This window comes from Jiella flava, from assembly GCF_017349315.1.
Taxonomy (GTDB): Bacteria; Pseudomonadota; Alphaproteobacteria; order Rhizobiales; family Rhizobiaceae; genus Jiella; species Jiella flava.
On the sequence record NZ_JAFMPP010000019.1, the window covers coordinates 43,977 to 69,232 of the forward strand.

The following is a 25,256-nucleotide window of genomic DNA, read 5'->3' on the forward strand; positions in this document are numbered from 1 at the left end:
GATTACGGCTTCATGTATGGCCGCAGCTTCGCTGATCCCGACGGCCATATCTGGGAACCGATGTGGATGAGCGCGGAAGCGATCGCACAAGGTCCTGAGGCGATGTCCCATGCCGGCTGATCCGAACGCCCGCCGTCTTCGACGGAGTTCCCACCGCCGCTTGAAAGGCTATGCGGCACTCTCAACGATCCGAGCCGCTGATTGTGGACCGGGCGACCACGCTCCCGTCGAGGCGCGCCGAGCCCGTTTGCCGCGTCTGCCGTTCTGACGTCGTCGACAAAGTCGTGCGATAATGCTTGCGAACGAACCGGACGCCACATGGTCGACGGAGGCCTGCCGAAGGATCATCCCCCGATGCCGCTTCTGAGGCCCGATGACTGCGTCCGTTTCGTCTCGCCCGCGAGCCCGGTGGAGCGGGAGGCGGTCGAGCGACGGGCGGAGGTGTTGCGGGATTGGGGGCTGCGGGTCGAGGTCGCGGCACATGCGTTCGATCGGCTGGGGTATCTGGCCGGGGAGGATGACGCGCGGCTGGCCGATCTTGCCGACGCGCTGCTCGATCCGGTGGTTCACGCGGTGTTTGCGACGCGCGGCGGCAAAGGATCGTATCGGATCGCCCATCGCCTGCCTTTTGCGGCGATCGCCCACCGGCCGAAGCCGCTGATCGGCTTCAGCGACATCACCGCGCTGCATCTCGCCTTGTGGCAAAAGAGCGGCGCCATCGGGGTGCATAGCGCCTTGACCGGCAATGAGGCGGACCGGCTGAGCGGGGTCGCGACCGCCTCGCTTCAAAGGGTGCTGATGAGTGACGACGCCGTGGTCGTCGCCGCCGATCCGGCGATCGCGTCGGGCTCCCTGACGACCACCGGCCGCGCCATGGGGCCGCTGATCGGCGGCAATTTGACGATGATCGCGACCGCTGCCGGCTGGGCGCTGCCAACGCTTGCCGGCGCGATCCTGTTGATCGAATCAAATGATCTTTTCATCGGCCAGTTCCACCGGTTTTTGACCATGCTGGTGCGCGCCGGCCATCTCGACGGCATCGCCGGTATTGCCGTCGGCCATCTCGTCGGCACGCCGGATCGCCCGCCATTCAGCGCCATGTCGCTTCTCCGCGAGCATCTGGCGGGGTTTGGCGTGCCGATCCTTGGCGGGTTGCCGATCGGCCACCATGCCGATGCCCGCACGGTGCTGATCGGCGCGAAGACGGTGATCGACGCCGATGCCGGCACGCTTATCCAGGATCGCGCGCGATGAGGGCGGCTTGGGCCGCAGCTTTTGCGCCCGCGGGATCGCCGTGTCCAACCGTCAGAGCGCTCTGCGTCCGATTGGACGCAGAAAAGACGCTCTGAATCTTTGAATTGACGCATCGGCCCCTCTCAGCGGGCGCGCTGCGGCGGCGCTTTCAACCGGCCCATGATGAGCGTGTCGACCAGCACGCCCTCGCGCAAGACCGCGCCGGAAAGCCGCCCCTCGACAAGCTTGCGGGCGAGGCCATTGATCCAGGTCCGGTTTCCGGATCGGTCGCGCCGAAGTTTACCTGGCTTACTTGCCGATACAAAATTCCGAAAAGATGACGTCGAGCAGATCCTCGACATCGACCCGCCCGGTCAGCCGGCCGAGCGTGTCCGAAGCGCGGCGGAGCGTCTCGGCGCCGATCTCCGGAGGCAGGCTGGCGCGGCCGACGAACTCCTGTAGGATCGCCAAGGTCTCTTGTAAAAGCGCCCGCTGGCGATCGCGCAAGGGGATCGCGTCGCCGCCGCCGGTGCCATCGATCCCGGCGGCCGCGGCAGCCAGCTTCGCGATCCGCGCCGTCAGCGCGTCGAGGCCCTCGCCGGTCTTGGCCGAGATCGAGAAATCGAAGCGAAAGTCGCTCCACTCGTTACCGAAGCGCGCGGCAAGGCCGCTCGGCGCCGGCCGGTCGGCCTTGGTGCGCACCGTCAGGATCCGCCGCCGGCCTTTGGCGGTGCTTTCGGCGAGATCTTCCAGCGATGCATCCGCCGCCAGCATCATCGGGTGTTTCACGTGAGACAGAAGATCGGTGAAGCGGGCGAGCGGGCCGTGGCCGTGCTGGGTGTCGACGAGGGCGAGCACCAGATCGGCCTTGGCCATCACGCCCCGTGCGCGCTCGACACCGATCGCCTCGACCGTATCGGAGGTCTCGCGGATCCCCGCCGTATCGGAAAAGCGCACCGGCAGACCACCGAGATCGAGCGTCGCCTCGATCACGTCGCGCGTCGTGCCGGGCACTTCGGTCACGATCGCCACCTCGCGGTCGGCGAGCGCATTCAAAAGGCTCGACTTGCCGGCATTCGGCGCGCCGACGATCGCCACCTTGAAGCCGCTGCGCAGAATCTCGCCACGATCGGCCCGGCCGAGATGATCGCGGATCTCGGCGACGATCGCCGCGACATTTGCAACCAGCGCATCGGCGACATCCTCGCCGACATCGCCCTCGTCGGAAAAGTCGAAGGAGGCTTCAAGCCGCGCCCGCGCCTCGGTCAGCCGGCGCATCCAGCCGTCGTAGATCGTCCGAAGCGCCCCGCTCGCCTGCAGGATCGCCGCCTTGTGTTGGCCCTCGGTCTCGGCGGCGATCAGATCGGCAAGGCCCTCCGCCTCGGTGAGGTCGATGCGGCCGTTCTCAAACGCCCGGCGGGTGAACTCGCCGGCCTCGGCGAGCCGTGTGCCAACCTTTTCGGTGATCGCGGCCAAGCAGGCGGTGACCACCGCCCGGCCGCCATGCAGATGAAACTCGGCGATATCCTCGCCGGTCACCGTGTTCGGCCCGGTAAAGATAACGACGATCGCCTGGTCGATGACGGCCCCGGCTCGGTCCTTGAGAGTGCGCAGGCTCGCCCGGCGCTCGGGCGGCAGCGCCCCGTCACACAGCCTGCGGACGGCGTCGAAGGCGTCAGTCCCGCTGACCCGGACGACCGCGACGCCCGAGGGCAGCGCGCCGGAGGAGAGGGCGGCGATGGTATCGGAATGCATGCGCGGCGCCTTTTCCTCGCGTCGTCGGTTTGTCGCGCGCCCGGGGGCCCAGCAGGCGGGGCGAGGCGCAAACGAGAGTCAGCGGCATCGAGGCGACGTTCGGCTGCGCAACGCGCGTCCGATCGTCGATGCTTGAGCTTCGCCGCAACCCTACGACATCGCGGGCGCGAGCGCGATGGCTCTTCGGCGATGGTTTCAAAGATCAGCGAGGGCGATCCGCCGCCGCGCGGCGATGGCTGGCAAAGGCTCAGCCGCGGCGGGTCAGGGTGACCACCGCCTCGCCGAGGATCAACGCCCCGGCGCCGCTGACAAAGCCGCCGGCGATCCGGTTCAGTCGTTTCAAAGTCGCCGGCGCGCTCATCACACGGCCGGCCTTGGCGGCAAGCAACGCATAGGGGGACAGGACGGTGAAGAGGACGACGATGGTGATCGCGGCGAGCAGCGCCCATTCGCCGAAGCCAACCCCCTTCAGATCAAGCACCGACGGCACCAGCGCCAGATAGAAGACGATGGTCTTCGGATTGCCGAGGGTAACGGTGAAGCCCGAGAGAAAGGCCTTTAGCCCGCGCCGCGCCGATCGGGCGGCGCGAAGCTTATCGGCTGCAGCGAGCGCGCCGCTTGCCCCATCGCTGGTCCAGAATCGCCAGCCGAGGTCAATAAGATAGGCGCCGCCGACAAGTTTCACGACAAAGAAGGCTTCGGCAAAGATCTCGGCGAGCGCCGCAAGACCGGCGACCGCGACCGTCAGATAGACGAGATCGCCAAGGGCGAGACCGGCGAGAAAGAACAGCGCCGCCCGCAGGCCGTTGCCGAGCGACTGGCCGACAAGCGCGGCAACCCCCGGCCCTGGAATCGCGGCGGCAACACCGAGGGCGGCGGCATAGGCAAAAAGCGGGGCAAGCAGCGGCGCGGTCATCGACAAGGTCCCAAGTGCGGAACGTCACCGCCCAGCATAGCGGGGCGCCGACGCCTGTCAGCCCGAAAAGCGGTATTCGTTCGTCGTGTCCGACATAAAGGTGCAATTTTGCGTGTGTTGGCAAATGACGGCATCTTCGCATTGGCGCCAAAGACCCTAACCTTAGCGTATCAATCCGCCCCAGCCGGCTTGGACGAGGAAAATACCGTCATGACAAAGGTCAATCGCCTTGCCGAGGCCGTCAGTCCCTATCTGCAGCAGCACAAGGACAATCCGGTCGATTGGTGGGAGTGGTCGCCGGATGCCCTCGATGAGGCCAAGGCGCGAAATTGCCCGATCCTTCTCTCGGTCGGTTATGCCGCCTGCCACTGGTGCCACGTCATGGCCCATGAGAGCTTCGAGGACGCGGGCGTCGCGGCGGTGATGAATCGGCTGTTCGTCAATATCAAAGTCGACCGCGAGGAACGGCCGGATCTCGACCATCTCTATATGACGGCGCTGCACGCCCTCGGCGAACAGGGCGGCTGGCCGATGACGATGTTTCTGACGCCCGAGGGGCGGCCGTTTTTCGGCGGCACCTATTTTCCGAAGGAGGCGCGTTATGGCCGGGCCGGATTCGTCCAGATGATGGAGGCGGTGGCACGCGCCTTCAACGAACGGCGGCACGAGGTCGACAAGAGCGCCGGGACGATCGCCGACCACATCCAGTCCGTCATCGGCCTTCAAACGCGAGACGTGGCGGCTGCGACGCTGCCGGACAAAAAGACGAGCCAGCTTTCCCAGCTCGACCTTTCGGCAACCGCAGCGCGGATCGGCGAGCGCGTCGACCTGACCCGCGGCGGACTTCTCGGCGCGCCGAAATTTCCCAATGCGCCCCTCATGGAGATCCTCGCCCGTTCGGCCTTCGAGACCGGCAACGAAGCCCATTTCGGCGCCTTCCTCAGAACCATGCAGGCGCTCTCCTCCGGCGGCATCTATGACCATCTCGGCGGCGGGCTGCATCGCTATTCCACCGACGATCGCTGGCTGGTGCCGCATTTTGAAAAGATGCTCTACGACAATGCCCAGTTCCTCAGGCATCTCGGCTGGGCGTTTCGGGCGACCGGTGACGGCTTGTTTCGCGAGCGGATCGAGGAGACCGTCGGCTGGCTGGGTCGCGAGATGCGGCTGCCAAGCGGCGGGTTCGCCGCCTCGCTCGATGCCGACAGCCTCGATGCGAGCGGCCATCCGGAGGAGGGCGCCTTCTATGTCTGGCAGGAGAGCGAGGTCGATCACCTGCTCGGATCCAAAGCCGCCTCTTTCAAGCGCGCCTATGACCTCTCGGGGGCCGGCAATTGGGAGGGCAAAGCGATCCTGCATCGGCTGCATCCGGGCGCCCGCTCCGACGACACCAGCTTCACCGAGGACCGCGCGATCCTGTTGCAGGCGCGCGACCAGCGCCCCCGGCCCGGCCGCGACGACAAGATCCTCGCCGACTGGAACGGGTTGACCATCCGGGCCTTGTGCGAAATCGCCGCGATCCTTCAGGACGATCATGCCCTCGCCATGGCCAAGGGCGCCTTCGCCTTCGTCATGGACGACATGGTCGTCGACGGCCGGCTGCATCATGTCAGCCGCAACGGCCGCACCGCCGGCCTCGCTTTGTCGTCGGATTATGGCGCGCTGATTGCCGCCGCCGTCGCGCTGTTCGCCGAAACGCTCGACGCCGCCTATCTCGATCAGGGTCTGTGGCTGGCCGGCGAACTCGACCGCTGGCATGGCGACGGGGAGGGCGGCCACACGCTGAACGCGACCGATTCCGCCGACGTGCTGTTTCGCCTGCGGGGCGACCAGGACGATGCGGTGTCGAGCGCCACCGCGCTGGTGATCGACGGGCTGGCGCTGCTCGGCCAGGCGTCGGGGCGCATTGCCATCACCGAAGCGGCGGAGCGCGCCGCCGAGCGGGCGGCCGAGCGGATCGGCGCGCGGGCGCCGGGCTATGCCGGCATCGTCGCCGCGATCGGCCGGCTGCGGCGGGGCGGCGAACTCTCGATCCTCGGCGAGGCGGGCGAAGCGACCCGCGAGGCGATGCGGATGGTGGCGCTGGCCGCGATCGACCTCGATCGGCTGGATCTGTTCGCCACCGGGCGCGGCAACTTGCCGGACGAGCTGCCGATCGGCGCGATGATGCCGCAGCGCCTGCCGGCGGCGCTTTTGTGCGAATCCCGCGTCTGCCGCGCACCGATCTTCGCGCCCGAGGATCTGCAGGCGGTCCTCGCCAAGCGTCAGGGATGATCGACATCGAACGGCTTGGCTGCTGAGTTGGCCGAAGTTCAGACGGTCGTCACCCGAGGGCTGCGGCGACCGCGATCAACGCCGTGGCGGGATCGTCAAAGCACCGAGCCGGCCTTTGCCGGCCGTTCGGCATCGCTGCGCAGCCGAGCATCGTCGCACCAGTCGCGACGTTTGCCGCCCTGATAGGGCACGACCAGCCCTTCCTTGAGCAGCGTCCTGCCGAGATCGGCGTTGCCGTCGACACCGAGTCGCGCCAGCACCCGGCCGAAATATTTGCCACCGGAAATATCGGTCAGATAGACGTGATCGGTGTCGAGGAGAGCCTTCAGCCGGTCGGTGGCGCGGGCGGCGGCCGCCTTTTCCGCCGGGCACTTTCCGTGCATCTCCGGTGCGTCGATGCCGCGCAGCCGCACCGCCACATGGACACTCTGCATCGGCCAGACATAGGCCTCGACCTCGACCGTATCGCCGTCACGCACCTTGACCACCTTGGCGGCCACCGGGCCGGCGATCTGGGTCTGAAAAGGCTCGTCCGCCGCATGGCCGGGGCTGCTGGCGAAAACACATCCTATAAGTGCAAGGCGGATTGCGAGATGCATACGGCCGATGCTCCGAATATGAACATCTTCCTAATATGGCACGCTTGCCGATTCGGCAAGTCCAGTGGAAAATTTTGCCCCGCAATGGGCGCGAACACGGCTCGTCGATGTCTGGTGAGGCTGGGCGCCGTCCAATCATCGCGCTTCGGGGCGCGGAACGCCCTCCGTCGACGACAGGTGCCGCCGTCATGTGGACTCGTCTGAGTTATAGGATAATTCGCCCACTCGCAAAGGTTTAGCGGCTGCGCGGCGATCCGTCAGAAATCGGAGATGATGCCGTTCTTTTCCCAATCGCCGTAGCGGATCGGCTCCGGCCCGGCGCGGCCGGCGACTTCCTTCGGCCGATTGCAGGCATGGACCGTCTCGGCGGACCGCTGGCGCCGCCGCTCCTCGACCTCGGCCAGCGCCCGGCGGGCCGCCGGCGTCAGCGTCTTGCCGCCCTGTTCGGAGGAGAGCCGCAGCTTCGCCAAAACGGCATCGGCTTTTGCCGCCTCGTCTGATCCCGTTTCGTCGCTCACCGGTTCCTCCACCGCATTTCGTCGGCGCTTTCGATCGAAGCTCAGATAATCGCGTCGACCGCAAAACTAAAGTCGAATCAAGCCCCCGCAGCGATCGGCAAGACGCAAAAGCATCAGCGTCGAGGATCAAAGGCGGCTGCGGCGCCCTTGGGGAATATTGAAGCGGAGGCCCCTGCCTCCCAAATTCCCCGGTAAGAGGGCGTCAATCACGCCGGCAAACGCGAAAGGTGCGAGGCACCCGATGGACATGCTCAAGACGGCGATGCTGGTCGCCTTTCTCACCGCGCTCTTCATGGGCGTCGGGCTTTTGATCGGCGGGCGCGCCGGCATGATGATCGCCTTCCTCATCGCGCTCGGCATGAACGCCTTCGCCTATTGGAACGGCGACAAGATGGTGCTGCGCATGCATGGCGCGCGCGAGGTCGACGCCCGCACGGCGCCGGAGTTCTACCGCATCGTCGAGAGGCTGGCGGCGCAGGCCGAGCTGCCGATGCCGCGCGTCTTCGTCCTCGACAGCAACCAGCCGAACGCCTTCGCCACCGGCCGTGATCCGGAACACGCGGCCGTCGCGGCGAGCGTCGGGCTGTTGCAGCGGCTGACGCCGGAGGAGGTCGCCGGCGTGATGGCCCATGAGCTCGCCCATGTCGACAATCGCGACATGCTGACGATGACGCTGACCGCGACACTTGCCGGCGCGATTTCGATGCTCGGCAACTTCGCCTTCTTCTTCGGCGGCAATCGCGACAACAACAACCCGTTCGGCTTCGTCGGCGTTTTGGTGGCGATGCTGGTCGCGCCGTTTGCCGCGATGATGGTGCAGATGGCGGTTAGCCGCACCCGCGAATATGCCGCCGACCGGCGCGGCGCGGAAATCTGCGGCAACCCCTTGTGGCTCGCCTCCGCCCTCGGCAAGATCGCCGGCGCCGCGCACCGGATCCCGAATCCGAGCGCCGACCGCAATCCCGCCACGGCCCATATGTTCATCATCAATCCTTTGAGCGGTCAGAAAATGGATGGTCTGTTCTCGACCCATCCGGCGACCGAAAACCGCATTGCCGCGCTGCGTGAGCTCGCGGCCGAGGTGGGCAGCGCCGACACCGTGCTTGGCGCCGGCAGCTTCGACCGCGTCGCCGCCGATCGCGGCCCTGACGAGGGCGCCGACGGCCCGTGGTCGCGAGGCGCGGGGCGCTCGGCAGAAGGCCGCCGGCCGGCCTCCCACGGCCATGCCGGCCCCTGGGACGGCCGCCCCTACGATCCGAGCGCCGATCACGACGACGACCAGCCGTCCTCAAGACGCGGGCCGTGGGGTTGAGCGTCGAGGACAAGGCGCGGGGCGACCGGGCGGCATCGCAGAGCAAGGGCAAACCCGCCCGAGACGGGCGCGGCAAGAGCACCGGCAAGCACGCGGCAAGGCCGCCGGCTTCCACGACCGACGAGCGGCCGGGCCTGAAGGCGCGGCAGGTGGCCGCGCGGCTTCTCGCAGCCGTCGTCGACAAAAAGACCTCGCTTGACGGCCTCACGGACCCGGCTGGAGGACAGCCGCATTTTCGCCAGCTCGAGCTGCGCGATCAGGCGCTGGTCAAGGCGATCCTCACGGCGGCGCTGCGGTTTCGCGGCTCGATCGAGACCGAGATCGCCGCGCGGCTAGAACGGCCTCTGCCGCCGAACGCCGCCTCGCTGCGCCACATCCTGCATGTCGGCGCCGCCCAGATCCTCTGTCTCGAGGTGCCGGATTCGGCGGCCGTGGACCTCGCCGTCGCCAGCGCCTCGGCCGATCCGCGCGCCGCGCGCTTCGCCAAGCTGGTGAATGCGCTGCTGCGCCGGATCGCCCGCGAGGCCGGCCGGCTGCCGCGGGCGGACGCCGATCCGACGCGCGACTGCCCGGCATGGCTGTTCGATCGCCTCGTCGCCCAATATGGCGACGCGCGGGCGCGGGCGATCGCCCGCGCCCATCTCAAACGCGCGCCGATCGATCTCACCGTCAAAGCCGACGTCGCGGCCTGGGCCGAGCGTCTCGGCGGCCGGGCGATCGGCCCAGGAACCGTCCGTCTCGGGCCGATCGAGGGTGCCGTGTCGACGCTGCCAGGGTTCGACGAGGGCGCCTGGTGGGTGCAGGACGTCGCCGCCGCACTGCCGGCACGGCTTTTCGGCGACAGCCTTGCCGGCCTCCGGGTCGCCGATCTCTGCGCCGCGCCCGGGGGCAAGACTGCCCAGCTCTGCGCCATGGGGGCACACGTCACCGCCGTCGAAAAATCCAACAGCCGGATGACGCGGCTTAAGGACAATCTCGCCCGGCTGAAGCTTGAGGCCGACTGCGTCGTCGGCGATCTGATGGGTTTTGCGCCCGATGCGGCCTTCGACGCGGTGCTCCTCGACGCGCCCTGTTCCTCCACCGGCACGATCCGCCGCCATCCCGACGTCGCCTTCACCAAGGACGACGCCGAGATTGAAAAGCTTGCAGCCCTGCAGGGCAAGCTGCTGGCCAAGGCGGCCGATCTCGTCGTGCCCGGCGGCCGGCTGGTCTTTGCCAATTGCTCGATCGACCGGCGCGAGGGGGAAGACGTCGTTGCGGCTTTTCTCGCGGCGCGCCCGGATTTTCGGCTTTTACCGGTGGACGTGGAAGAATTGCCGGGCTTTGACTTTGCCGTTTCGAGCGCCGGTCACCTGCGCACCACTCCGGAGATGCTGGACGGGGCGGGCGAGGGCGGCGGCCTTGACGGCTTTTTCGCCGCCCGCTTGAGGCGTCAAGCGCATTGATCTTTTCCCGCCGATAGCCTCATATTCCCTTTCGTCATCACAAGTGGTGATAAGGAATTATTTACCTTACGGGCAGAAACTTGGCACCGAAACGAGCCGGCCGAGAGCCGGTCTTGGCAACACGTCGAATTCGAGCGAGGCGCAAGATCTCGGTTCGGCCGGGTAGGATGATCGGACGTGTCGACAGCCTTGGCGAACAAGCCGCTGATCGCGATTCTGACGATACAGGAAGCCTGGCGACGGGTGCGCCGGCGGCTGCGCACGGGTCCGATCCATAGCCTGCGCTTCGTCGGCGCGGCGCCCGATCGGCTCGCCTCTGTGCCGCCATCGCTGCGGCGCGGCGATCCCTTCATCGCCGAGGCGATCTACGGCGGTCGCTTTCATCTCGCCGGCAAGGTTGTCCAGGCCTTCGACCAATCGATCTTCCACAGTCCCATGCCCTCGGCCGACTTCACCACCGAACTGCACAGCTTTGCCTGGCTCTGCCACCATGCGGCGGCGGCCGATACGCTGGCGGCAGCCAATGCCCGGGCGCTGGTGTCCGACTGGCTGCGGCTCGCCTCGGGCAAGCTCAGCGGTCCGGCCTATGAGCCGGAGACGGCGGCCCGGCGGGTGATCGCCTGGCTCAGCCATGCCGATCTCCTGCTCGGCTCGGCCGAGTACGACTTCTACCGCCGCTTTCTCAAAAGCCTGATGGCGCAGACCCGTTTCCTGCGCTCCATCGCCCAAGAGGCCCCCGCCGGCATGCCGCGGCTGCGGGTGCGCATGGCCTTGGCGCTGGCGACCCTCTGCCTTCCGCTTGCGGCCGGGCGGAGCCGCACCGCGGCCCAGCATCTCGCCGATGAACTCGATCGCCAGATCCTGCCGGATGGCGGCCACATCAGCCGCAATCCGGCGGCGCTTGCCGAAATCCTCGCCGAACTGCTGCCGATCCGCGAGACCCTCACCTCTCAGGGTCAGCCGGTGCCGAAGGGTATCTATTCGGCGATCGACCGGATGCTGCCGGCGCTGCGCTTCTTCCGCCACACCGACGGGACGCTCGCCCAGTTCAACGGCGCCGGCGCCAGCGACGTGCAGCTTCTGGCCTCGCTGACCCGCTTCGACGAGACCCTCGGCGAGCCGCTGTCCCATGCCCGCCATTCCGGCTACCACCGGCTCTCGGCCGGCGGAACCGTGGTGATCGCCGACACCGGCACCCCGCCGCCGCTCGCCGTCTCGCAAAACGCCCATGCCGGCACGCTCGCCTTCGAACTATCGTCCGAAAACGCCCGCATCGTCGTCAATTGCGGCTGCCCGCAGCCGGGCCAGCCGGAGCTGAAGCGACTCGCCCGCTCGACCGCCGCCCATTCGACGCTGGTTCTCGACGAGCGGTCATCCTCGCGCTTTGCCGGTCAGCCCGGCCTCGACCGGTTTCTCGGCTCGCCTTTGGTGCCCGGCCCGACCGAAGTATCGGTGGAGGAGGTCGAAACGGCAGAAACCGGCCGTGCCGTCGGCTTCTTTGCCAGCCACAACGGCTATGAGCGTGAGCTTGGCTTCCTGCACGCCCGCCGTCTGGAGCTCTCGCCGGACGGTTATCGACTGGACGGTGAGGACCGACTCATCGCCCCGCGCCGGACCCGAGGCCGGGCGGATGCCCAAGCGGCAGACTTGCGCTTCCATCTCCATCCGGGCGTGACCGTCGAGACCCTCGGCCGCTTCGCCCGGCTGTCGCTGCGCGGACAAATCTGGCGGTTCAGCGCCGACCAAAATTTCAGCGTCGACGATTCGATCCAATTCGCCGAGACCTCCGGGCCGCGGCGCACGCTGCAGCTCGTCATCACCTTCGTGCCGGGCCCCGTGACCACAGTCCGTTGGGCATTCGAGCGGCTGTCATAGAACGCCGCGGACAACTCAGCCGTCGCGCAGCTGGATTTTTCGAACGACCTGGCCATCTGTCGAGGGTGTGATCAGGTCTATCTGCCCCCTTCGGCTGGCCGCCCTCGGCCTGTTTGCCTTGCTGTCGGCCTGTGCCGGCATGAACCGGGCAGTGACAACCGTGCCGCGGACCTTTGACGACCTTGAAGCAAAGACCGCGCCGTTTCGCGCCAAGCGTGCGGAGGAGCAAGCGCGCCCGGATCGCCGCTCGGATGAGCCGGGCGCGCGGGGTCAATGACCTGTCAGCGTTGATCCGGATTATCCCCCACGGGCGGGCGATTGGCGCGCCTTGGACCCGAGCATCAACGCCAATCGCGCGAAAGTGATGCGGTGCACAAAATCGCTCGTCGCGCAATCCGCGGGCCGGGTCGACGCCGCCGATTGAAGATCCAAGTGATTCCCCTGTCAGGGTTGTGGCGCCGGTCTTATAATCAGTTTTTAGGCGATTTTACGACCATCGTTTTGATGGCCCGTCCGCACCTGAAAACCCACCGAATTTCAAGCTGTTCGATCAGCAAGTCGGAACGCGGCCAGCTTCCCGGGTGGCAACTTGCCCATTGACTGTGGCGCGACTTGGCGCAATGACGCATCGAGAGATGCCGGCCACCCTCTGATCTTGGCCGTGCTTGCGCGAACCTATTGCCGCACTCGGCATTATCAGGCTGCAAATCGGTTTCTTCCTTCTTCATATCGCGACCACGACAAGGGTGGATTGATGATCCAGCGCTGACAATGCCGGTTCAAAACGATTGCGGCCGGTCGCCCGATACCTCCTGGCGGCCCGCTCCCTCCCCATCTTAACCCTGACAAGTCAGGCCCGGTCACGCGCGAGATTGCGCCACGCCGCAGCCTGTCATTTGGAGTAAGGCCTTCGGGCTGCTCGAACATGATCGACACTCCCTTCGGTGCAAACCAATCCAGCGCCTTCGGCTTCTCTGGCCATCGCGCCGATCCGACCCTGGTGCTGACCATCGGCGCTCTCGGCGTTGTCTTCGGGGACATCGGCACGAGTCCTCTCTACGCCTTCCGCGTTGCCCTTCAAGCCTCCGGCAGTGCCGGACAGTCCGCCGTCTTCGGCGTCTTGTCGCTGATCCTATGGGCGCTGATCCTGGTGGTGACGATCAAGTATCTGTTCTGGATCCTGCGCGTCGACAATGCCGGTGAAGGCGGCATTCTCGCGCTCGCGGCGCTCCTTAGGCTCGACCGTCGGCACGAGATGAAACCGCGCACGGTGTTTCTGCTCGCTGTCGCTCTGGCCGGCGGTGCGCTGCTGTTCGGCGACGCGGTCCTCACGCCGGCGATTTCCGTTCTCAGCGCCGTCGAGGGCCTCGGCGAGATCACCTCAAGCCTCAACCATCTGATCGTGCCGGTCGCGCTGGCCATTGTCGTCGGTCTGTTCGCCGTGCAGTTTCTCGGCACCGGGCGGATCGGCAAGGCCTTCGGCCCGATCATGCTGGCCTGGTTTGCCATGCTGGCGGTTTCCGGCATCATCCAGATCGCCAAAGTGCCGGAGGTCCTGGTCGCCGTATCGCCGAGCTATGCGATCGTCCTGCTCGTTGATCATCCGGCAATCGCCGCGGCAATCTGCGGGGCGGTGTTTCTGGCGGTCACCGGCGGCGAGGCACTGTATGCCGACCTCGGCCAGTTCGGCCGCACGGCGATCAATCGCGCCTGGCTCTACATCGCCTTTCCGGCGCTGGCGCTGAACTATTTCGGCCAAGGCGCGCTGGTTTTGTCCGGCCGCGTCACCGGCAGCACCTTCTACAGCCTGTTCGGCCCGAGCGTGCTGCCGATTGCGGTGGCCCTTGCAACCCTCGCCTCAATCATCGCATCACAGGCAGTGATCACCGGTATCGCCAGCCTCGCCAGCCAGTCGATGCGGCTCGACTTCCTACCATCGATGCGCATCCAGTATTTCTCGCCGACCAATCCGCACGACCTTTTGACCCCCGCCGTCAACACCCTTGTCGGCGTCTGCACCGCCCTTGTCGTGATCACGTTTCGTTCCTCCGACGCGCTGTCCAACGCCTATGGCATCGCCGTCGCCGGCGCGATGCTGAGCACCACGATCCTCTATCTGGCCTATCGGCTGACCAAGCGTGGCAAGGGCCTTTGGCGCGTGGTGTCGATCAGCATCACCACCGCCTTCCTTTTAGGAGATCTCGCCTTCGTCACCGCCAATTTCGGCAAGCTGGAGGCCGGCGGTCTGTTGCCGGTGGCGCTCGCCGTCGCCGTGACGTTCCTCGCCGTGTCCTGGCGCTTCGGCCAGCTGCGCATGGCGCGTTTGCAAGAGGGCGAGGAACAGGGTCTGCGCGACTATCTGAAGGGTTGTGCCAACCGTCCGGCGACCACCACGCGCTCAGCGGTCTTCCTGGTGCGCCGCGGTGCCAACATCCCGCGCACGCTGGTCGAGATGACCGATCTCGCCGAGACCCGATTTGCCCGCACCGTCCTCGTCTCGGTGCGCACCCGCGCCATTCCGCGCGTCTCCCAGGAAGATCGCATCCAGCTGACCCAGATCCGGGACGATCTGACCCGCATCGTCGTCAATGTCGGCTATTTGCAGCGCATCAACCTGCCGTCGCTGATCGCCGGCGAACTGCAGGGTCTTGGCGCCGATCCGGAAGAGACCGTCTACATCGTCGGCCTCGAGCGACCGATCTCGCCGTCGATCTTCTCCAAGCCGCTAGGCCTGTTGCTGTTCGCCTATGCGGCGATGGCGCGGCTGGCACTGCGACCGTCGGACCGCTTCAACCTGCCGCCGACCCGCACGCTGGAAGTCGGTATGCCGCGTTATCTGTGATTGCTGCGGGGTTATTGTCGCAGCGCGGCAGGGCGACTATCAGGGGCGGCAGAACCGAAGGCCCGGCCTTATGCCGCGCTGAGAGCCCCCGCTAGCGCCGCTTTGCAGGAAGACTAGGCGCCACAGATCAGCCGAGGAAGATCACCATGTCCGTCAAAGCCAACGCCACGCCGCTGCCCGACCGCGTCAAGGTCCGCCGCGCGCTGCTCTCGGTCTCCGACAAGACCGGGCTGGCGGACTTCGCCAAAGGCCTCGCCGGTCTCGGCGTCGAGCTGATCTCCACTGGCGGCACCGCCAAGGCGATCGCCGCTCTCGGTCTCGCCGTGCGCGACGTTTCCGATATCACCGGCTTTCCGGAGATTATGGATGGGCGGGTGAAGACGCTGCATCCCGCTGTCCATGGCGGCCTGCTCGGGATTCGCGACGACGCGGCCCATGCCGCCGCGATGCAGGAGCACGACATCACCGGCATCGACCTTCTGGTGGTCAATCTCTATCCCTTCGAAGAAACCCGCGCGTCCGGTGCCTCGCCTGAAACCATCGTCGAGAACATCGACATCGGCGGCCCGGCGATGATCCGCGCCGGGGCCAAGAACCACGGCTATGTAACGGTCGTCGTCGATCCCGCCGATTACGCCGAGGTTCTGGAGACGCTGAAGGCGAATGGCGGCGAGACCGGCATCGCGCTGCGCCGGCAGCTCGCCGGCCGAGCCTATGCCCGCACCGCCGCCTATGACGCGGCCGTTGCCGGCTGGTTCGCCGAAACCCTTGGCGAAAGCGCACCGAAACGCCTGTCGATCGCCGGCGAACTCGCCGAGTCCCTGCGCTATGGCGAAAACCCGCATCAAACCGCCGGCTTTTATCGCACCGGCGAGGCCCGGCCGGGCGTTGCCACGGCCCGCCAGTTGCAGGGCAAGGCGCTGTCCTACAACAACATCAACGACACCGACGCCGCCTTCGAACTGGTCGGCGAGTTCGATCCGGCGCGCACGGCCGCCGTTGCGATCATCAAGCACGCCAATCCCTGCGGCGTCGCCGAAGGCCCCGACCTGATCAGCGCCTATCACGCTGCGCTCGCCTGCGACCCGGTCTCGGCCTTTGGCGGCATCGTCGCCCTCAACCGCCGACTCGACGCGGCAAGCGCCGAGGAGATCGTCAAGGTCTTCACCGAGGTGATCATCGCGCCGGAGGCCGAGGAGGAGGCGATCGCCATCATTTCGGCCAAGAAGAACCTGCGGCTGCTTCTCACCGGCGGTCTGCCGGATCCGCGCGCACCCGGCCGCTTCATCAAGTCGGTCGCCGGCGGCCTGCTGGTCCAATCGCGCGATAACGGCGTCGTCGACGATCTGGAGCTGAACGTGGTCACCAAGCGTGCGCCGAACGAGACCGAACTCGCCGACCTGCGCTTTGCCTTCCGCGTTGCCAAACATGTGAAGTCGAACACCATCGTCTACGCCAAGAACGGCGCGACCGTCGGCATCGGCGCGGGGCAGATGAGCCGGGTCGATTCGGCGCGTATTGCGGCCCGCAAGGCGGAGGACGCGGCCGAGGCGGCCGGCGCCGACACGCCGGCGACGATCGGTTCGGTGGTCGCCTCCGACGCCTTCTTCCCCTTTGCCGACGGATTGTTGTCGGCTGTCGAGGCCGGCGCGACGGCGGTGATTCAGCCCGGCGGCTCGATGCGCGACGACGAGGTCATCGCGGCCGCCGATGCCCATGGCATCGCCATGGTGATGACCGGCATGCGCCACTTCCGTCACTGACGGCTTCGCGAGGGGTGGCCGGTGCCTGCCCCTTCGCAACGTCACGGAAATGCTCTAAATATTAGAGGATTAAAGTTTTCCGCGAGTTCCACTACGTGACATCCTCCTCGAAGACCGGACGGACTGCAGCCGCCTTCTGCCCGCGACCAGAGGACAATCGGACCGACGTTGCGTCACCGGAACCGATTGGCGATCCGGATCGGCTGGCCGCCCTGGCCAGCTACGACGTGCTCGATACGCCGGTCGAGCCTGCCTATGAGGACATCGTTCGACTGGCCAGACGATTGTGCGAGACGCCCGTCGCGCTGATCAGTCTGCTCGACGAGCACCGCCAGTGGTTCAAGGCCCGGATCGGCTTCGAGCCGTTCGAGACACCGATCTCCCATTCGGTCTGCGCCCATGGGATGGCCAGCGACGATCTGTTGATCATCCCTGACCTCACAAAGGATCTGCGCACCGCCGACAACCCTCTGGTGGTCGGCGACCCGTTCCTGCGCTTTTACGCCGGCGCGCCGCTGGTCACGCCCGACGGCCATACGCTCGGCTCGCTCTGCGTGATCGATCACGCGCTGCGGCCACAAGGGCTGAGCGAGGAACAAAAGGGCGATCTGCGCGGGCTCGCCGGGCAGGTGGTGGCGCTGCTCGAGGCGCGACGCACTGTGGCAGAGCGCGACGCGCTGCTCGCCGAAGCACGCGAGACCGAACAACGGATTCGCGACGATCGGCGACGCTTTGCCGACATGTTCTGCCAGGCGCCGAGCTTCATGGCGATGCTGCGTGGGCCGAACCACGTCTTCGAATTCGCCAATCCGGCCTACAGCGCGCTCATCGGCGGCCGCGACGTCGTCGGCCGATCCGTCGCCGAGGCGCTCCCCGACGCTGCGGCGCAAGGCTATGTCGAGGTGCTCGACCGGGTCTACCGGACCGGCGAAGCCCATGTTGCGCAAGGCTCGCTGTTTTCGGTCCAATCAATCCCCGGCGGCCCGATCGTCGACCGTTATGTCGACTTCGTCTTCCAGCCGGTGCGCAACACCGATGGTGCCGTTACAGGTCTTTTCATCGACGGCTCCGACGTGACCGAACGGATCCGGCAGATCAAACGACAAGTCATTCTCGCCGATCTCGGTGAACGGCTGCGCAAGCTGCACGACATTTCGGAGGTCGTCCGCGTGGCGACCGAAAGCCTCGTCGGCGTCATCGATTGCAGCCGCATCGGCTTCGGCAGCGTCGATCCGGACAACGAAACGGTGCTGATGCATCCCGAAACCTGCGCGCCGGGTATCGAGAGCATCGCCGGTACGCATGCCTTCCGAACGTTTGGATCGTTCATCGACGATCTGAACCGAGGCGAGATGGTCGTCATTCAGGACGTGAGGAAGGATCCGCGCACGGCCGCGAATGCCGATCAGTTCGCGCAGATCAACATCGGCGCGATGCTCAACCTTCCGGTCATCGAGCGCGGCCGGTTCGTGCTGGTGGTCTTTGTCCATCACGACGGACCTTATCGCTGGACCGAGGACGAACTCTGGCTGCTGCGCCAGGTCGGCGATCGCACCCAGGCGGCGATCGCCCAGATCGAGGCGGAAGTTCAGCAGGGCGTGCTGAATCAGGAACTCAGCCACCGGCTGAAGAACACCCTGACCATGGTGCAGGCAATCGCTTCGCAGACACTGCGCGGCGTCAGCGAGCGGGATGCCGTCGACGCGTTCAACAAGCGGATTCACGCGCTGTCCACCGCCCACGATGTGCTGTTGCAGCGCAGCTGGTCGACGGCGCCGATCCGTGCCATCGCCGCGGCGGTGCTCGCGACTTTCGACCGCTCCGATTGCATCGACATCGAAGGGCCGGATGTCACCCTCGGCGCCCGTTCGGCCCTGTATTTCTCGCTGCTGGTTCACGAACTCGGGACCAATGCGGTGAAATATGGGTCTCTCTCCGCCATGACCGGCCGCGTGCGATTTCGCTGGTGGCTCGAGGGCCAGACCGGGCACGAGGACCTGGTGATGAGCTGGACGGAGACCGGTGGACCCACCGTTTCGGAACCACCGTCCGCCCGTGGCTTCGGCTCGCGCCTCATCCGCATGGGTCTACTCGGCACCGGCGGCGTCGAGACCGATTATGAGCCGGAGGGCCTTGTGGTGCGGCTCCGCGCGCCGTTGTCGCAGGTGCAACGCTCGTAGGCCAACGACCGAGGCCGGCCGCTGGATGGCGGGTCGGCGGGCCGTCCCGCTCAGCCGCCGCCGATCAAGATGCCGGCGGCCAGCACCAGGGCGCCGCCGACGACCACCTGCGTTGTCGCCCGCAGCACCGGCGTTTCCATGAAGCGGTTCTGGATCCAGACGATCGCCCACAGCTCCAGAAAGACGACGACGAAGGCGATCATCGTCGCTGTCCAGAAATCCGAGATCAGATAGGGGAGGGCATGGCCGAGCCCGCCAAGGGCGGTCATGAGGCCCGAGGCAAGACCCCGCTTGACCGGCGAGCCGCGCCCGGACAGCTTGCCGTCATCATGGGCCGCTTCCGTAAAGCCCATTGAAATGCCCGCTCCGACGGCGGCGGCGAGGCCGACCAGCAGCGTCGTCTGCGGATCGCGGGTGGCAAAGGCCGTCGCGAAGATCGGCGCCAAAGTCGAGACCGAGCCGTCCATCAGCCCGGCAAGACCCGGCTGAACGAGGGTGAGGATCTGCCGCCGCCGGGCCGTGCGATCCTCTTCCGCGCGGGCTTCGTCGGTCAAGCTCGCGCCGGTCAAAACCTCGGCCCGGTGGCCGTGTTCGCGTTCGGTCGCCGCCAGATCGCCGAGCATCCGCCGCGTGCCGGCGTCTTTGCTGCGCTTTGCCGCAAGCTCGTAAAAGCGCGCGGCGTCGCTCTCCATCCGCTCGGCTGCGGCGCGGATCCTTGCCAGGCCAAGATTTTCGACCAGCCAAATCGGCTGGCGCGAGACATAGTCGGCGACATGCTCGCGGCGGATCAGCGGGATCGTCGGACCAAAGCGGCGCTCATGCTCGCCGATCAGAGCGCGGCGATGGACGTCTTCCTCCTTCGCCATTTCGCGAAAGATCCTCGCCGTCGCGGGATAGTCCGCTTCCAGCCGTTCGGCATAGCCGTCATAGATCCGCCCGTCGTCCTCCTCGGCGGAAATGGCGAGCGCCAGGATCTCGCGCTCGGAAAGGTCGGAAAACCGGCGGCGACCGGCGGAAAACATGAACATCGGCGACCTGCGGAGAAACCACCGCCAGACAGAGCGGGCGGATGACGACAATAAATTAGAATTATTCTAAGTTATGGCAAGGCTGGCAATGCGGCCAGCAACGGCGGCACAATATCGCACGACATGGCGCCGACGAGCAGCGGAGCGCTCACGCCTCGGCCCTCGCGGCATCCCAGGGATTGCGTCGCAACCGGTTGCGCACCGCACTTTTTAAACTGCTGACGCCGGAAACGCCCGAGGACCGTCTTCACGTGACCACAACGACCGCCGTCGCCGAGACCGGGCGGATGCCGAAACGTCTCAACGCCAGGGAAGATACCACCGCCGTCGCCGATCTGCGGTCAGACCGAACCTGCGTGTCACCAGACCTCAACGGGCCTGCTCTAGCACCTTCAGCGCCTCGGCCGCATCGAGCCGGCCGTCATAGAGCGCACGGCCGGAAATCGCGCCCTCGAGCCGCGCCGCATCCGGCATGGTCAGCCGCACGACGTCGGCGATCGAGGCAAGGCCTCCCGACGCGATCACCGGGATCGACACCGCCTCGGCAAGATCGATTGTCGCGTCCCAGTTGATGCCGGCGAGCACCCCGTCGCGGTCGATGTCCGTATAGATGATCGCCGCAACACCCGCGTCCTCGAAGCGCCTGGCGAGATCGACGGCGGAGAGTTCCGAGGTCTCGGCCCAGCCCTCGACGGCCACCTTGCCGCCCTTGGCGTCAATGCCAACGGCAATTTGACCGGGGAACCGCTTCGCGGCGGCCCTGACGAGATCGGGATCGCGAACCGCGACGGTGCCGAGGATCACCCGCGACAGGCCCTTGTCCAGCCAGCGTTCGACATCGGCCATCGTGCGAATGCCGCCGCCGAGCTGCACCTTCATGTCGGCGCCGACAACGGCGAGAATGCGCTCCACCGCCTCATCGTTTACCGCCCGGCCGGCAAAGGCACCGTTAAGATCGACGACATGGAGATGGGAAAAGCCGGTGGCGCGAAAGGCCTCGGCCTGAGCGGCGGGATCGGCGTTGTAGACCGTCGCTTCGTCCATCAAGCCGAGTTTCAGCCGCACGCAGGCGCCGTCCTTCAGATCGATTGCCGGAAAGAGGATCATCGCAAGCTCATCCCATGTCGTTCGCAAGGCATCGAGGCCGACGCCGATCGGTCGATCCCCTCTCACATGCCGCAGCGCCCGGCAAGTCGCCGGCCGATTTGGACCCCCGATGGGCAAGCGCGTCGTGCGGAATTTGGTTTTGCCGGCGGCTGGCGATGGCCTAAACCCGCACCATGAGTCTTGCACCCGCCCTCGCCGCCCGGCTGATCGAGATCACCGATCCGGCCGATCCCCGGATCGCCGATTTTCGCGACATCCGCGAGCGCGACCGGATCCGCGCCGGCGGCTTCATCGCCGAGGGAACGGTGGTGCTCGACCATCTCCTCGTCTCACCGCGGTTCCGCGCGACCGCCCTGTTCATCCTGAAGAATCGGGTGGAGGGGATCGCCGAGCGCCTCGCCAAGGTCGACGGCGCCGTCCCGATCTTCGTCGCCGAACGGACGGTGATGGATCACATCGCCGGCTTTGCGATTCATCGCGGCGTGCTCGCCCATGCGGTCGAGGCCACCCCTCAGCTCGCGCCGAGCGACGCCGGGCTCGATGCCTTCGTCACCGCGGCCGGCAAGACGAGACGGCCGCTGCTGGTCGCCGTCGGCCTTGCCAATCACGACAATGTCGGAGCGATCTTCCGCAATGCCACGGCCTTCGGCGCGGCCGGCATCGTGCTCGACGCGACCTCCTGCCATCCGCTCTATCGCAAGGCGCTGAGGGTCGGTGTCGGCTCGGCGCTGACCCTGCCCTGGCATCATGGCGGCAGCGGCGAGGCGATCGTTGCTGCGCTGGAACGCTCAGGCCATCAACCGATCGCGCTGTCGCCGCGCGGTGCAGTGGAATTGACCGCGCTGTCTTTCCGCGGCGTGCCGGCGCTGATCCTCGGCAGCGAAGGCCCCGGCCTGCCGCCTGCCTTGCTGGCGCGGGCCGAGATGGTGCGGATCGCGATGGCGCCCGGCATCGACAGCCTCAATGTTGCGACCAGCGCGGCAATCGTTCTGTCCTGGCTCTTTTCGCAGCGTGAGCGCGCCGTGCATCCGATAGGGCGAACTCAGGACACGCGATCTCATTGAGTCGACGCACACGATTGCCGAAAATCGATTCCGATGTTGGGGCCGGTGCTCTCGCAGCGCGGCGGCCTGCCTCAGCCTGCCCATTGGCGCATTGGCGGGGCGCGCGCTGTCGCTCACTCGGCGGCGTGGTCGCGGCTGGCGAACTCCTCGCGCAACATCCGCACCCGATCGGCAAGCGACGGCGTGGCCTGATCGGCTTTTGGCGGGCCATCGGCCGTGGTCTCGGCACTCAAAATGGCGCTGAGCGGCGAGCCCGGACCATCGCGCTCAGCGGTCAGCGCGATCACCTGAGCGGCGAGATTGCCGACGGTCTGACGCAGCTCCTCGTCACTGAGGTCTTCGGCAAAGTCCGGCTTTTCCGACAGGCCGAGGGCGGCGGCGAGCGATGGCGCCGCCGCCGAGCGATTCTGGGCGGTGGCAGGGTGGCCAGGCACCGTCTCATCCGATTCGCCCGCCTCGCCGCCGTCGGGACCGGTCCCGCTCCGGCTCTCGCGCCCAAAAACCGTGCGCATCGCCGGGCGGATCTGCAGCGTGCGCTCGTCCTGTACACCGCTTTCGCCGCCCCTGGCGAGCAACCGCGCGATCTCGTCGTCACGTTCGAACAGCTGGCTGGTCAACTGCAGCGCCTTCTCCTCCAGCCGCTTCACGCTGGTCTTTTCCTTGCTGAGGCTGGCCTCGAAGGCGCCGACCTCACCGCGCAGACGCTCCAGCACTTGGGCGATGGCGTGGCGGTCGCGCTCAACCTGGCGCAACGCGTCGGACAAGGTCTCGATCCGGGCCTCGCGCTCGACGATCATCTGTTTGCGCTCCTCGGCGATCTCGCCGAGTTCACGGAAGCGCTGGGCGAGGGCGCCAAGTTCCTCGCTCCGCAAGTCCAGGTCATGACCAAGGCCCCGCATCTCGCGTTCGATCTCGTCGATCTCGCTGTCGTGTCGAGCGAGCCGCTCGCTGGCGTCGGCCAGTTGCGCCTCGGCCCGCGCCAGAGCATCGGCGAGCCTGACGTTGCGCACCTGGAGATCGGCGTTTTCGCCGGCGAGCCGCCCGGCTTCGGCCCGCGCCAGGGCGGCCTTTTCCATCTGGGCCTCGGCGGCGACTTCCCGGCGTCGGGCTGACAGCGCAGCGGCAGCGCGCACGTGATCGAGGCTGGCGCGCAGCTCGCGGGCCGAAGCCGGGATCGCGGCTCGATATTCCTTCAGGGCGAGACGACGCGAACGCGACCAGAACAGGGGGGCGATCACCAAAGCAATCAGCATGGCTGCCAGAAAGCCGAACGCAAAGGTCAAGGCGGTGGCGATCATCGGGCTTCCAAGTCAAACGTCCTTCGAGACGACATATAGAGCATTTCACTGAAAGTGGCGCGCGCGAAGATGATAAAGTGCCATTCTTGCAATGCCCTATGGTGAACGCGTCACGCCGGAAATCGGCCAAAGGCCGACCGAACATCCTGACGCGCGGCCATTGATGCCGCTGCGGCAGTCTCGAGCATCATGACAGAACGCCGGATCCGCGATCGGACCCGGCGTTCTCAATATCATCGCCACTCGGCGAGACGCGCGACGGGGCGGCCCGCACCACTGGTGTCAGCTGAGCGGGCCAGACGGTTTCGCTCAGAAGGGATTCCAGGTCGGCATCGGCGTGAGCTTCAGATAGCTCAGATTGATGCCGAGCCGGGCGCCGACGCCGGTCTTCACCGGCACCAGCAGGACGTGATCCCGGGCGAGCACGGTCATGCCGAGGCCACCGACCAGATAGGCACTGCCGGAAATGCCGCCGAAGCGACCGTAGATCGCGTTCACCGACGGCAGGTTATAGACCAGCATCATGGTGCGGGCGCCGTCACCGCCGATGTCGAAGCCGAGGGAGGGGCCCTGCCAGAAGATCTTGCGTTGACCGGCATTCTTGGTGAACAGCGTGCCCTCGCCGAAGCGCAGACCGCCGAAGAAGGCGCCCGCGGCTTCCTGGCCGAGAATATAGCCATTCGGCAGACCATAGCTTCTGAAGGCCCGCTCGATCAGCTGGGCCAACCCGCCGGACGTCGAGCCGAAGAACTGATGGCCGGTGCTGATCACCTCTTCCATCGTATAGCCTTCCTGCCCTGGTTCTTGCGCCGAGGCGGAAGCGGAGAAGGCAAACAGCGCCGCAAGGCTCAGAACAGCGGCAGCCGTGAAGGTTCGAAATGTCCCGACGATCGAGCGCATGATCGATTCCTTTCGTGAGGATCGGCCAGAATGAGGAGAGACACCCCTCGTCAGCCAGCAATTTGAGACCAACGTGGTTTCCGAAAGCCTAACAAATTGCGGCTCTTTCAAGGTTTTTCGTCGCAACGCCTTGGCATCCTTGGCCTTGGCCCGTCCGCCCTTGGTTGACGTCCCGCCAGCTTGGAATCATGGTCGGGCAAGGGTGCGAACCGTGATTCGCGTCAACCCCCTTCAAATGGCGGATCACACTCCAATTCGGCAGAACAATCAGACGGTGCGACAGACAATGACCAGCTTGCCATCCCTCTCAGCGGCGGATCTTGCGGCGCTCCTGTCGAGTCGTCTGTGCCACGACATCATCTCCCCGGTCTTCGGCATTCAGAGCGGCCTGGAACTGCTTGACGACATGCCGGGCGACAAGGAATCGATGGATCTGGTGCGCTCATCGCTGAAATCGGCGGTCGCCAAGCTGCAATTTGCCCGGATTGCCTTCGGCGCGGCGGGCTCGCAGACGGCAACGATCGACCTCAACGACGCCAAAACCGTCGCCACCGGCTACATGGACCACGAAAAGCCGTCGCTGGTGTGGGAGGGCGAGCCAGGTTTCGTGCCGAAGAACTTCGCCAAGATCGTGCTCAATCTGATCGTCATGGCCAGCGCCTCGATCAGCCGCGGCGGCGAGATCAAGGTTCAGATCACGGCCATCGATCCGTTCCGCGCGTCGATCACCGCCACCGGCGAGCGCATCCGCCTGCAGCCGCGCCTCCTCCAGATGCTCGACGGCACCAATAGCGACGAGGCAATGGATGCCCAGGCGATCCAGCCGTATTACACGCTCTTCCTTGCCGAAGAATCGGATCTCGCCGTTACATATGAGAAGACCGACGGCCAAGTGATCTTCGCCATCGCGCCGAAGACGAACGCCACAGACAGCTGAGCCGACGGCCAAAAAATGGCGACCATCGACTTGGCAGAATTGCTCCAGCGCCAAATTCATGCCAGGGTCGCTAACGCTATGCTGACAAGTACCGCCCTTCAAATTTACCTAGCGTTAGTCATTTTCTTCAACCGTCGTTCAAAGCGGCAACGTTACTCTGATCAGGAAGGTTGCGGCGCAAGTCGGATCGGGCCATGAGATTTAGATCCT

At 66.2% G+C, this 25,256-nt stretch carries 18 protein-coding genes; 10 read left to right on the forward strand and 8 right to left on the reverse strand.

All coding sequences use genetic code 11. The annotated features are described in order from the left end of the window. Positions 1–318 precede the first annotated feature (318 nt). Positions 319–1,254: a S66 peptidase family protein gene (locus tag J1C48_RS17045; RefSeq protein ID WP_231081856.1), complete on the forward strand. Its 936-nt coding sequence runs from the start codon at positions 319–321 to the stop codon at positions 1,252–1,254. 288 nt (positions 1,255–1,542) lie between these two features. Here J1C48_RS17045 and mnmE read toward each other — a convergent pair whose 3' ends face one another. Together mnmE and J1C48_RS17055 are read right to left on the reverse strand one after the other, a co-directional pair. Beyond that, positions 1,543–2,988, reverse strand: coding sequence for a tRNA uridine-5-carboxymethylaminomethyl(34) synthesis GTPase MnmE (gene mnmE / locus J1C48_RS17050; protein ID WP_207259207.1), 1,446 nt, complete (start codon positions 2,986–2,988; stop codon positions 1,543–1,545). Between the two features lie 247 nt (positions 2,989–3,235). Then, a complete protein-coding gene (locus J1C48_RS17055) occupies positions 3,236–3,904 on the reverse strand; it encodes a LysE family translocator (RefSeq protein WP_207259208.1) in 669 nt (222 codons plus the stop codon). A 210-nt stretch (positions 3,905–4,114) separates the two neighbouring features. Here J1C48_RS17055 and J1C48_RS17060 point away from each other — a divergent pair, with 210 nt between their 5' ends. Further along, positions 4,115–6,178: a thioredoxin domain-containing protein gene (locus J1C48_RS17060; protein ID WP_207259209.1), complete on the forward strand. Its 2,064-nt coding sequence runs from the start codon at positions 4,115–4,117 to the stop codon at positions 6,176–6,178. A gap of 95 nt (positions 6,179–6,273) precedes the next feature. Here J1C48_RS17060 and J1C48_RS17065 read toward each other — a convergent pair whose 3' ends face one another. Together J1C48_RS17065 and J1C48_RS17070 are read right to left on the reverse strand one after the other, a co-directional pair. Continuing rightward, positions 6,274–6,777, reverse strand: a complete 504-nt coding sequence (locus tag J1C48_RS17065) for a thermonuclease family protein (RefSeq protein ID WP_207259210.1) — start codon at positions 6,775–6,777, stop codon at positions 6,274–6,276. A 257-nt stretch (positions 6,778–7,034) separates the two neighbouring features. Beyond that, the gene (locus tag J1C48_RS17070; RefSeq protein WP_207259211.1) at positions 7,035–7,295 is read right to left on the reverse strand and encodes a DUF1674 domain-containing protein; all 261 of its coding nucleotides are present in this window, start codon (positions 7,293–7,295) and stop codon (positions 7,035–7,037) included. 241 nt (positions 7,296–7,536) lie between these two features. Between J1C48_RS17070 and htpX the strand changes: the two genes are divergently transcribed. The 6 genes from htpX (at position 7,537) to J1C48_RS17100 (ending at position 18,712) form a co-directional block, all read left to right on the forward strand. Then, entirely contained in the window at positions 7,537–8,607 is a 1,071-nt protein-coding gene (gene htpX, locus J1C48_RS17075) for a zinc metalloprotease HtpX (RefSeq protein ID WP_207259212.1), read from the forward strand. Then, complete coding sequence (locus J1C48_RS17080; protein ID WP_210345438.1) at positions 8,604–10,052, forward strand: RsmB/NOP family class I SAM-dependent RNA methyltransferase; 1,449 nt, start codon at positions 8,604–8,606, stop codon at positions 10,050–10,052. The genes htpX and J1C48_RS17080 overlap by 4 nt, the downstream gene beginning before the upstream one ends. Positions 10,053–10,229: 177 nt before the next feature. After that, positions 10,230–11,927, forward strand: a complete 1,698-nt coding sequence (locus tag J1C48_RS19195; protein ID WP_207259214.1) for a heparinase II/III domain-containing protein — start codon at positions 10,230–10,232, stop codon at positions 11,925–11,927. Positions 11,928–12,852: 925 nt separating this feature from the next. Continuing rightward, positions 12,853–14,769: a KUP/HAK/KT family potassium transporter gene (locus J1C48_RS17090; RefSeq protein ID WP_207259215.1), complete on the forward strand. Its 1,917-nt coding sequence runs from the start codon at positions 12,853–12,855 to the stop codon at positions 14,767–14,769. A 146-nt stretch (positions 14,770–14,915) separates the two neighbouring features. Beyond that, entirely contained in the window at positions 14,916–16,532 is a 1,617-nt protein-coding gene (gene purH / locus J1C48_RS17095) for a bifunctional phosphoribosylaminoimidazolecarboxamide formyltransferase/IMP cyclohydrolase (RefSeq protein ID WP_207259216.1), read from the forward strand. A 95-nt stretch (positions 16,533–16,627) separates the two neighbouring features. Continuing rightward, the gene (locus tag J1C48_RS17100; RefSeq protein WP_207259217.1) at positions 16,628–18,712 is read left to right on the forward strand and encodes a GAF domain-containing protein; all 2,085 of its coding nucleotides are present in this window, start codon (positions 16,628–16,630) and stop codon (positions 18,710–18,712) included. Positions 18,713–18,762: 50 nt separating this feature from the next. Here the strand turns inward: J1C48_RS17100 and mbfA are convergent, their stop codons facing one another. Then, positions 18,763–19,740, reverse strand: a complete 978-nt coding sequence (gene mbfA / locus J1C48_RS17105; protein ID WP_207259218.1) for an iron exporter MbfA — start codon at positions 19,738–19,740, stop codon at positions 18,763–18,765. Between the two features lie 369 nt (positions 19,741–20,109). Beyond that, positions 20,110–20,847 carry a 1-(5-phosphoribosyl)-5-[(5-phosphoribosylamino)methylideneamino]imidazole-4-carboxamide isomerase gene (gene hisA / locus J1C48_RS17110; RefSeq protein ID WP_207259219.1) on the reverse strand — a complete coding sequence of 246 codons (738 nt, stop codon included), beginning with the start codon at positions 20,845–20,847 and terminating at the stop codon, positions 20,110–20,112. Between the two features lie 173 nt (positions 20,848–21,020). Here hisA and J1C48_RS17115 point away from each other — a divergent pair, with 173 nt between their 5' ends. Further along, the gene (locus tag J1C48_RS17115; RefSeq protein WP_207259220.1) at positions 21,021–21,911 is read left to right on the forward strand and encodes a TrmH family RNA methyltransferase; all 891 of its coding nucleotides are present in this window, start codon (positions 21,021–21,023) and stop codon (positions 21,909–21,911) included. A 113-nt stretch (positions 21,912–22,024) separates the two neighbouring features. Here J1C48_RS17115 and J1C48_RS17120 read toward each other — a convergent pair whose 3' ends face one another. Together J1C48_RS17120 and J1C48_RS17125 are read right to left on the reverse strand one after the other, a co-directional pair. Beyond that, the gene (locus tag J1C48_RS17120) at positions 22,025–23,209 is read right to left on the reverse strand and encodes a coiled-coil domain-containing protein (protein WP_207259221.1); all 1,185 of its coding nucleotides are present in this window, start codon (positions 23,207–23,209) and stop codon (positions 22,025–22,027) included. Between the two features lie 309 nt (positions 23,210–23,518). Continuing rightward, entirely contained in the window at positions 23,519–24,109 is a 591-nt protein-coding gene (locus J1C48_RS17125; RefSeq protein WP_207259222.1) for a DUF1134 domain-containing protein, read from the reverse strand. A 286-nt stretch (positions 24,110–24,395) separates the two neighbouring features. Here J1C48_RS17125 and chpT point away from each other — a divergent pair, with 286 nt between their 5' ends. Next, the gene (gene chpT / locus J1C48_RS17130) at positions 24,396–25,046 is read left to right on the forward strand and encodes a histidine phosphotransferase ChpT (RefSeq protein ID WP_207259223.1); all 651 of its coding nucleotides are present in this window, start codon (positions 24,396–24,398) and stop codon (positions 25,044–25,046) included. Positions 25,047–25,256: the final 210 nt, after the last annotated feature.

Coding starts and splice junctions, on each gene's coding strand:
- J1C48_RS17045 (WP_231081856.1), top strand. CDS start 319: ATGGTCGACGGAGGCCTGCCGAAGGATCATCCCCCGATGCCGCTTCTG.
- mnmE (WP_207259207.1), bottom strand. CDS start 2,988: ATGCATTCCGATACCATCGCCGCCCTCTCCTCCGGCGCGCTGCCCTCG.
- J1C48_RS17055 (WP_207259208.1), bottom strand. CDS start 3,904: ATGACCGCGCCGCTGCTTGCCCCGCTTTTTGCCTATGCCGCCGCCCTC.
- J1C48_RS17060 (WP_207259209.1), top strand. CDS start 4,115: ATGACAAAGGTCAATCGCCTTGCCGAGGCCGTCAGTCCCTATCTGCAG.
- J1C48_RS17065 (WP_207259210.1), bottom strand. CDS start 6,777: ATGCATCTCGCAATCCGCCTTGCACTTATAGGATGTGTTTTCGCCAGC.
- htpX (WP_207259212.1), top strand. CDS start 7,537: ATGGACATGCTCAAGACGGCGATGCTGGTCGCCTTTCTCACCGCGCTC.
- J1C48_RS17090 (WP_207259215.1), top strand. CDS start 12,853: ATGATCGACACTCCCTTCGGTGCAAACCAATCCAGCGCCTTCGGCTTC.
- purH (WP_207259216.1), top strand. CDS start 14,916: ATGTCCGTCAAAGCCAACGCCACGCCGCTGCCCGACCGCGTCAAGGTC.
- mbfA (WP_207259218.1), bottom strand. CDS start 19,740: ATGTTCATGTTTTCCGCCGGTCGCCGCCGGTTTTCCGACCTTTCCGAG.
- hisA (WP_207259219.1), bottom strand. CDS start 20,847: ATGATCCTCTTTCCGGCAATCGATCTGAAGGACGGCGCCTGCGTGCGG.
- J1C48_RS17115 (WP_207259220.1), top strand. CDS start 21,021: ATGAGTCTTGCACCCGCCCTCGCCGCCCGGCTGATCGAGATCACCGAT.
- J1C48_RS17120 (WP_207259221.1), bottom strand. CDS start 23,209: ATGATCGCCACCGCCTTGACCTTTGCGTTCGGCTTTCTGGCAGCCATG.
- J1C48_RS17125 (WP_207259222.1), bottom strand. CDS start 24,109: ATGCGCTCGATCGTCGGGACATTTCGAACCTTCACGGCTGCCGCTGTT.
- chpT (WP_207259223.1), top strand. CDS start 24,396: ATGACCAGCTTGCCATCCCTCTCAGCGGCGGATCTTGCGGCGCTCCTG.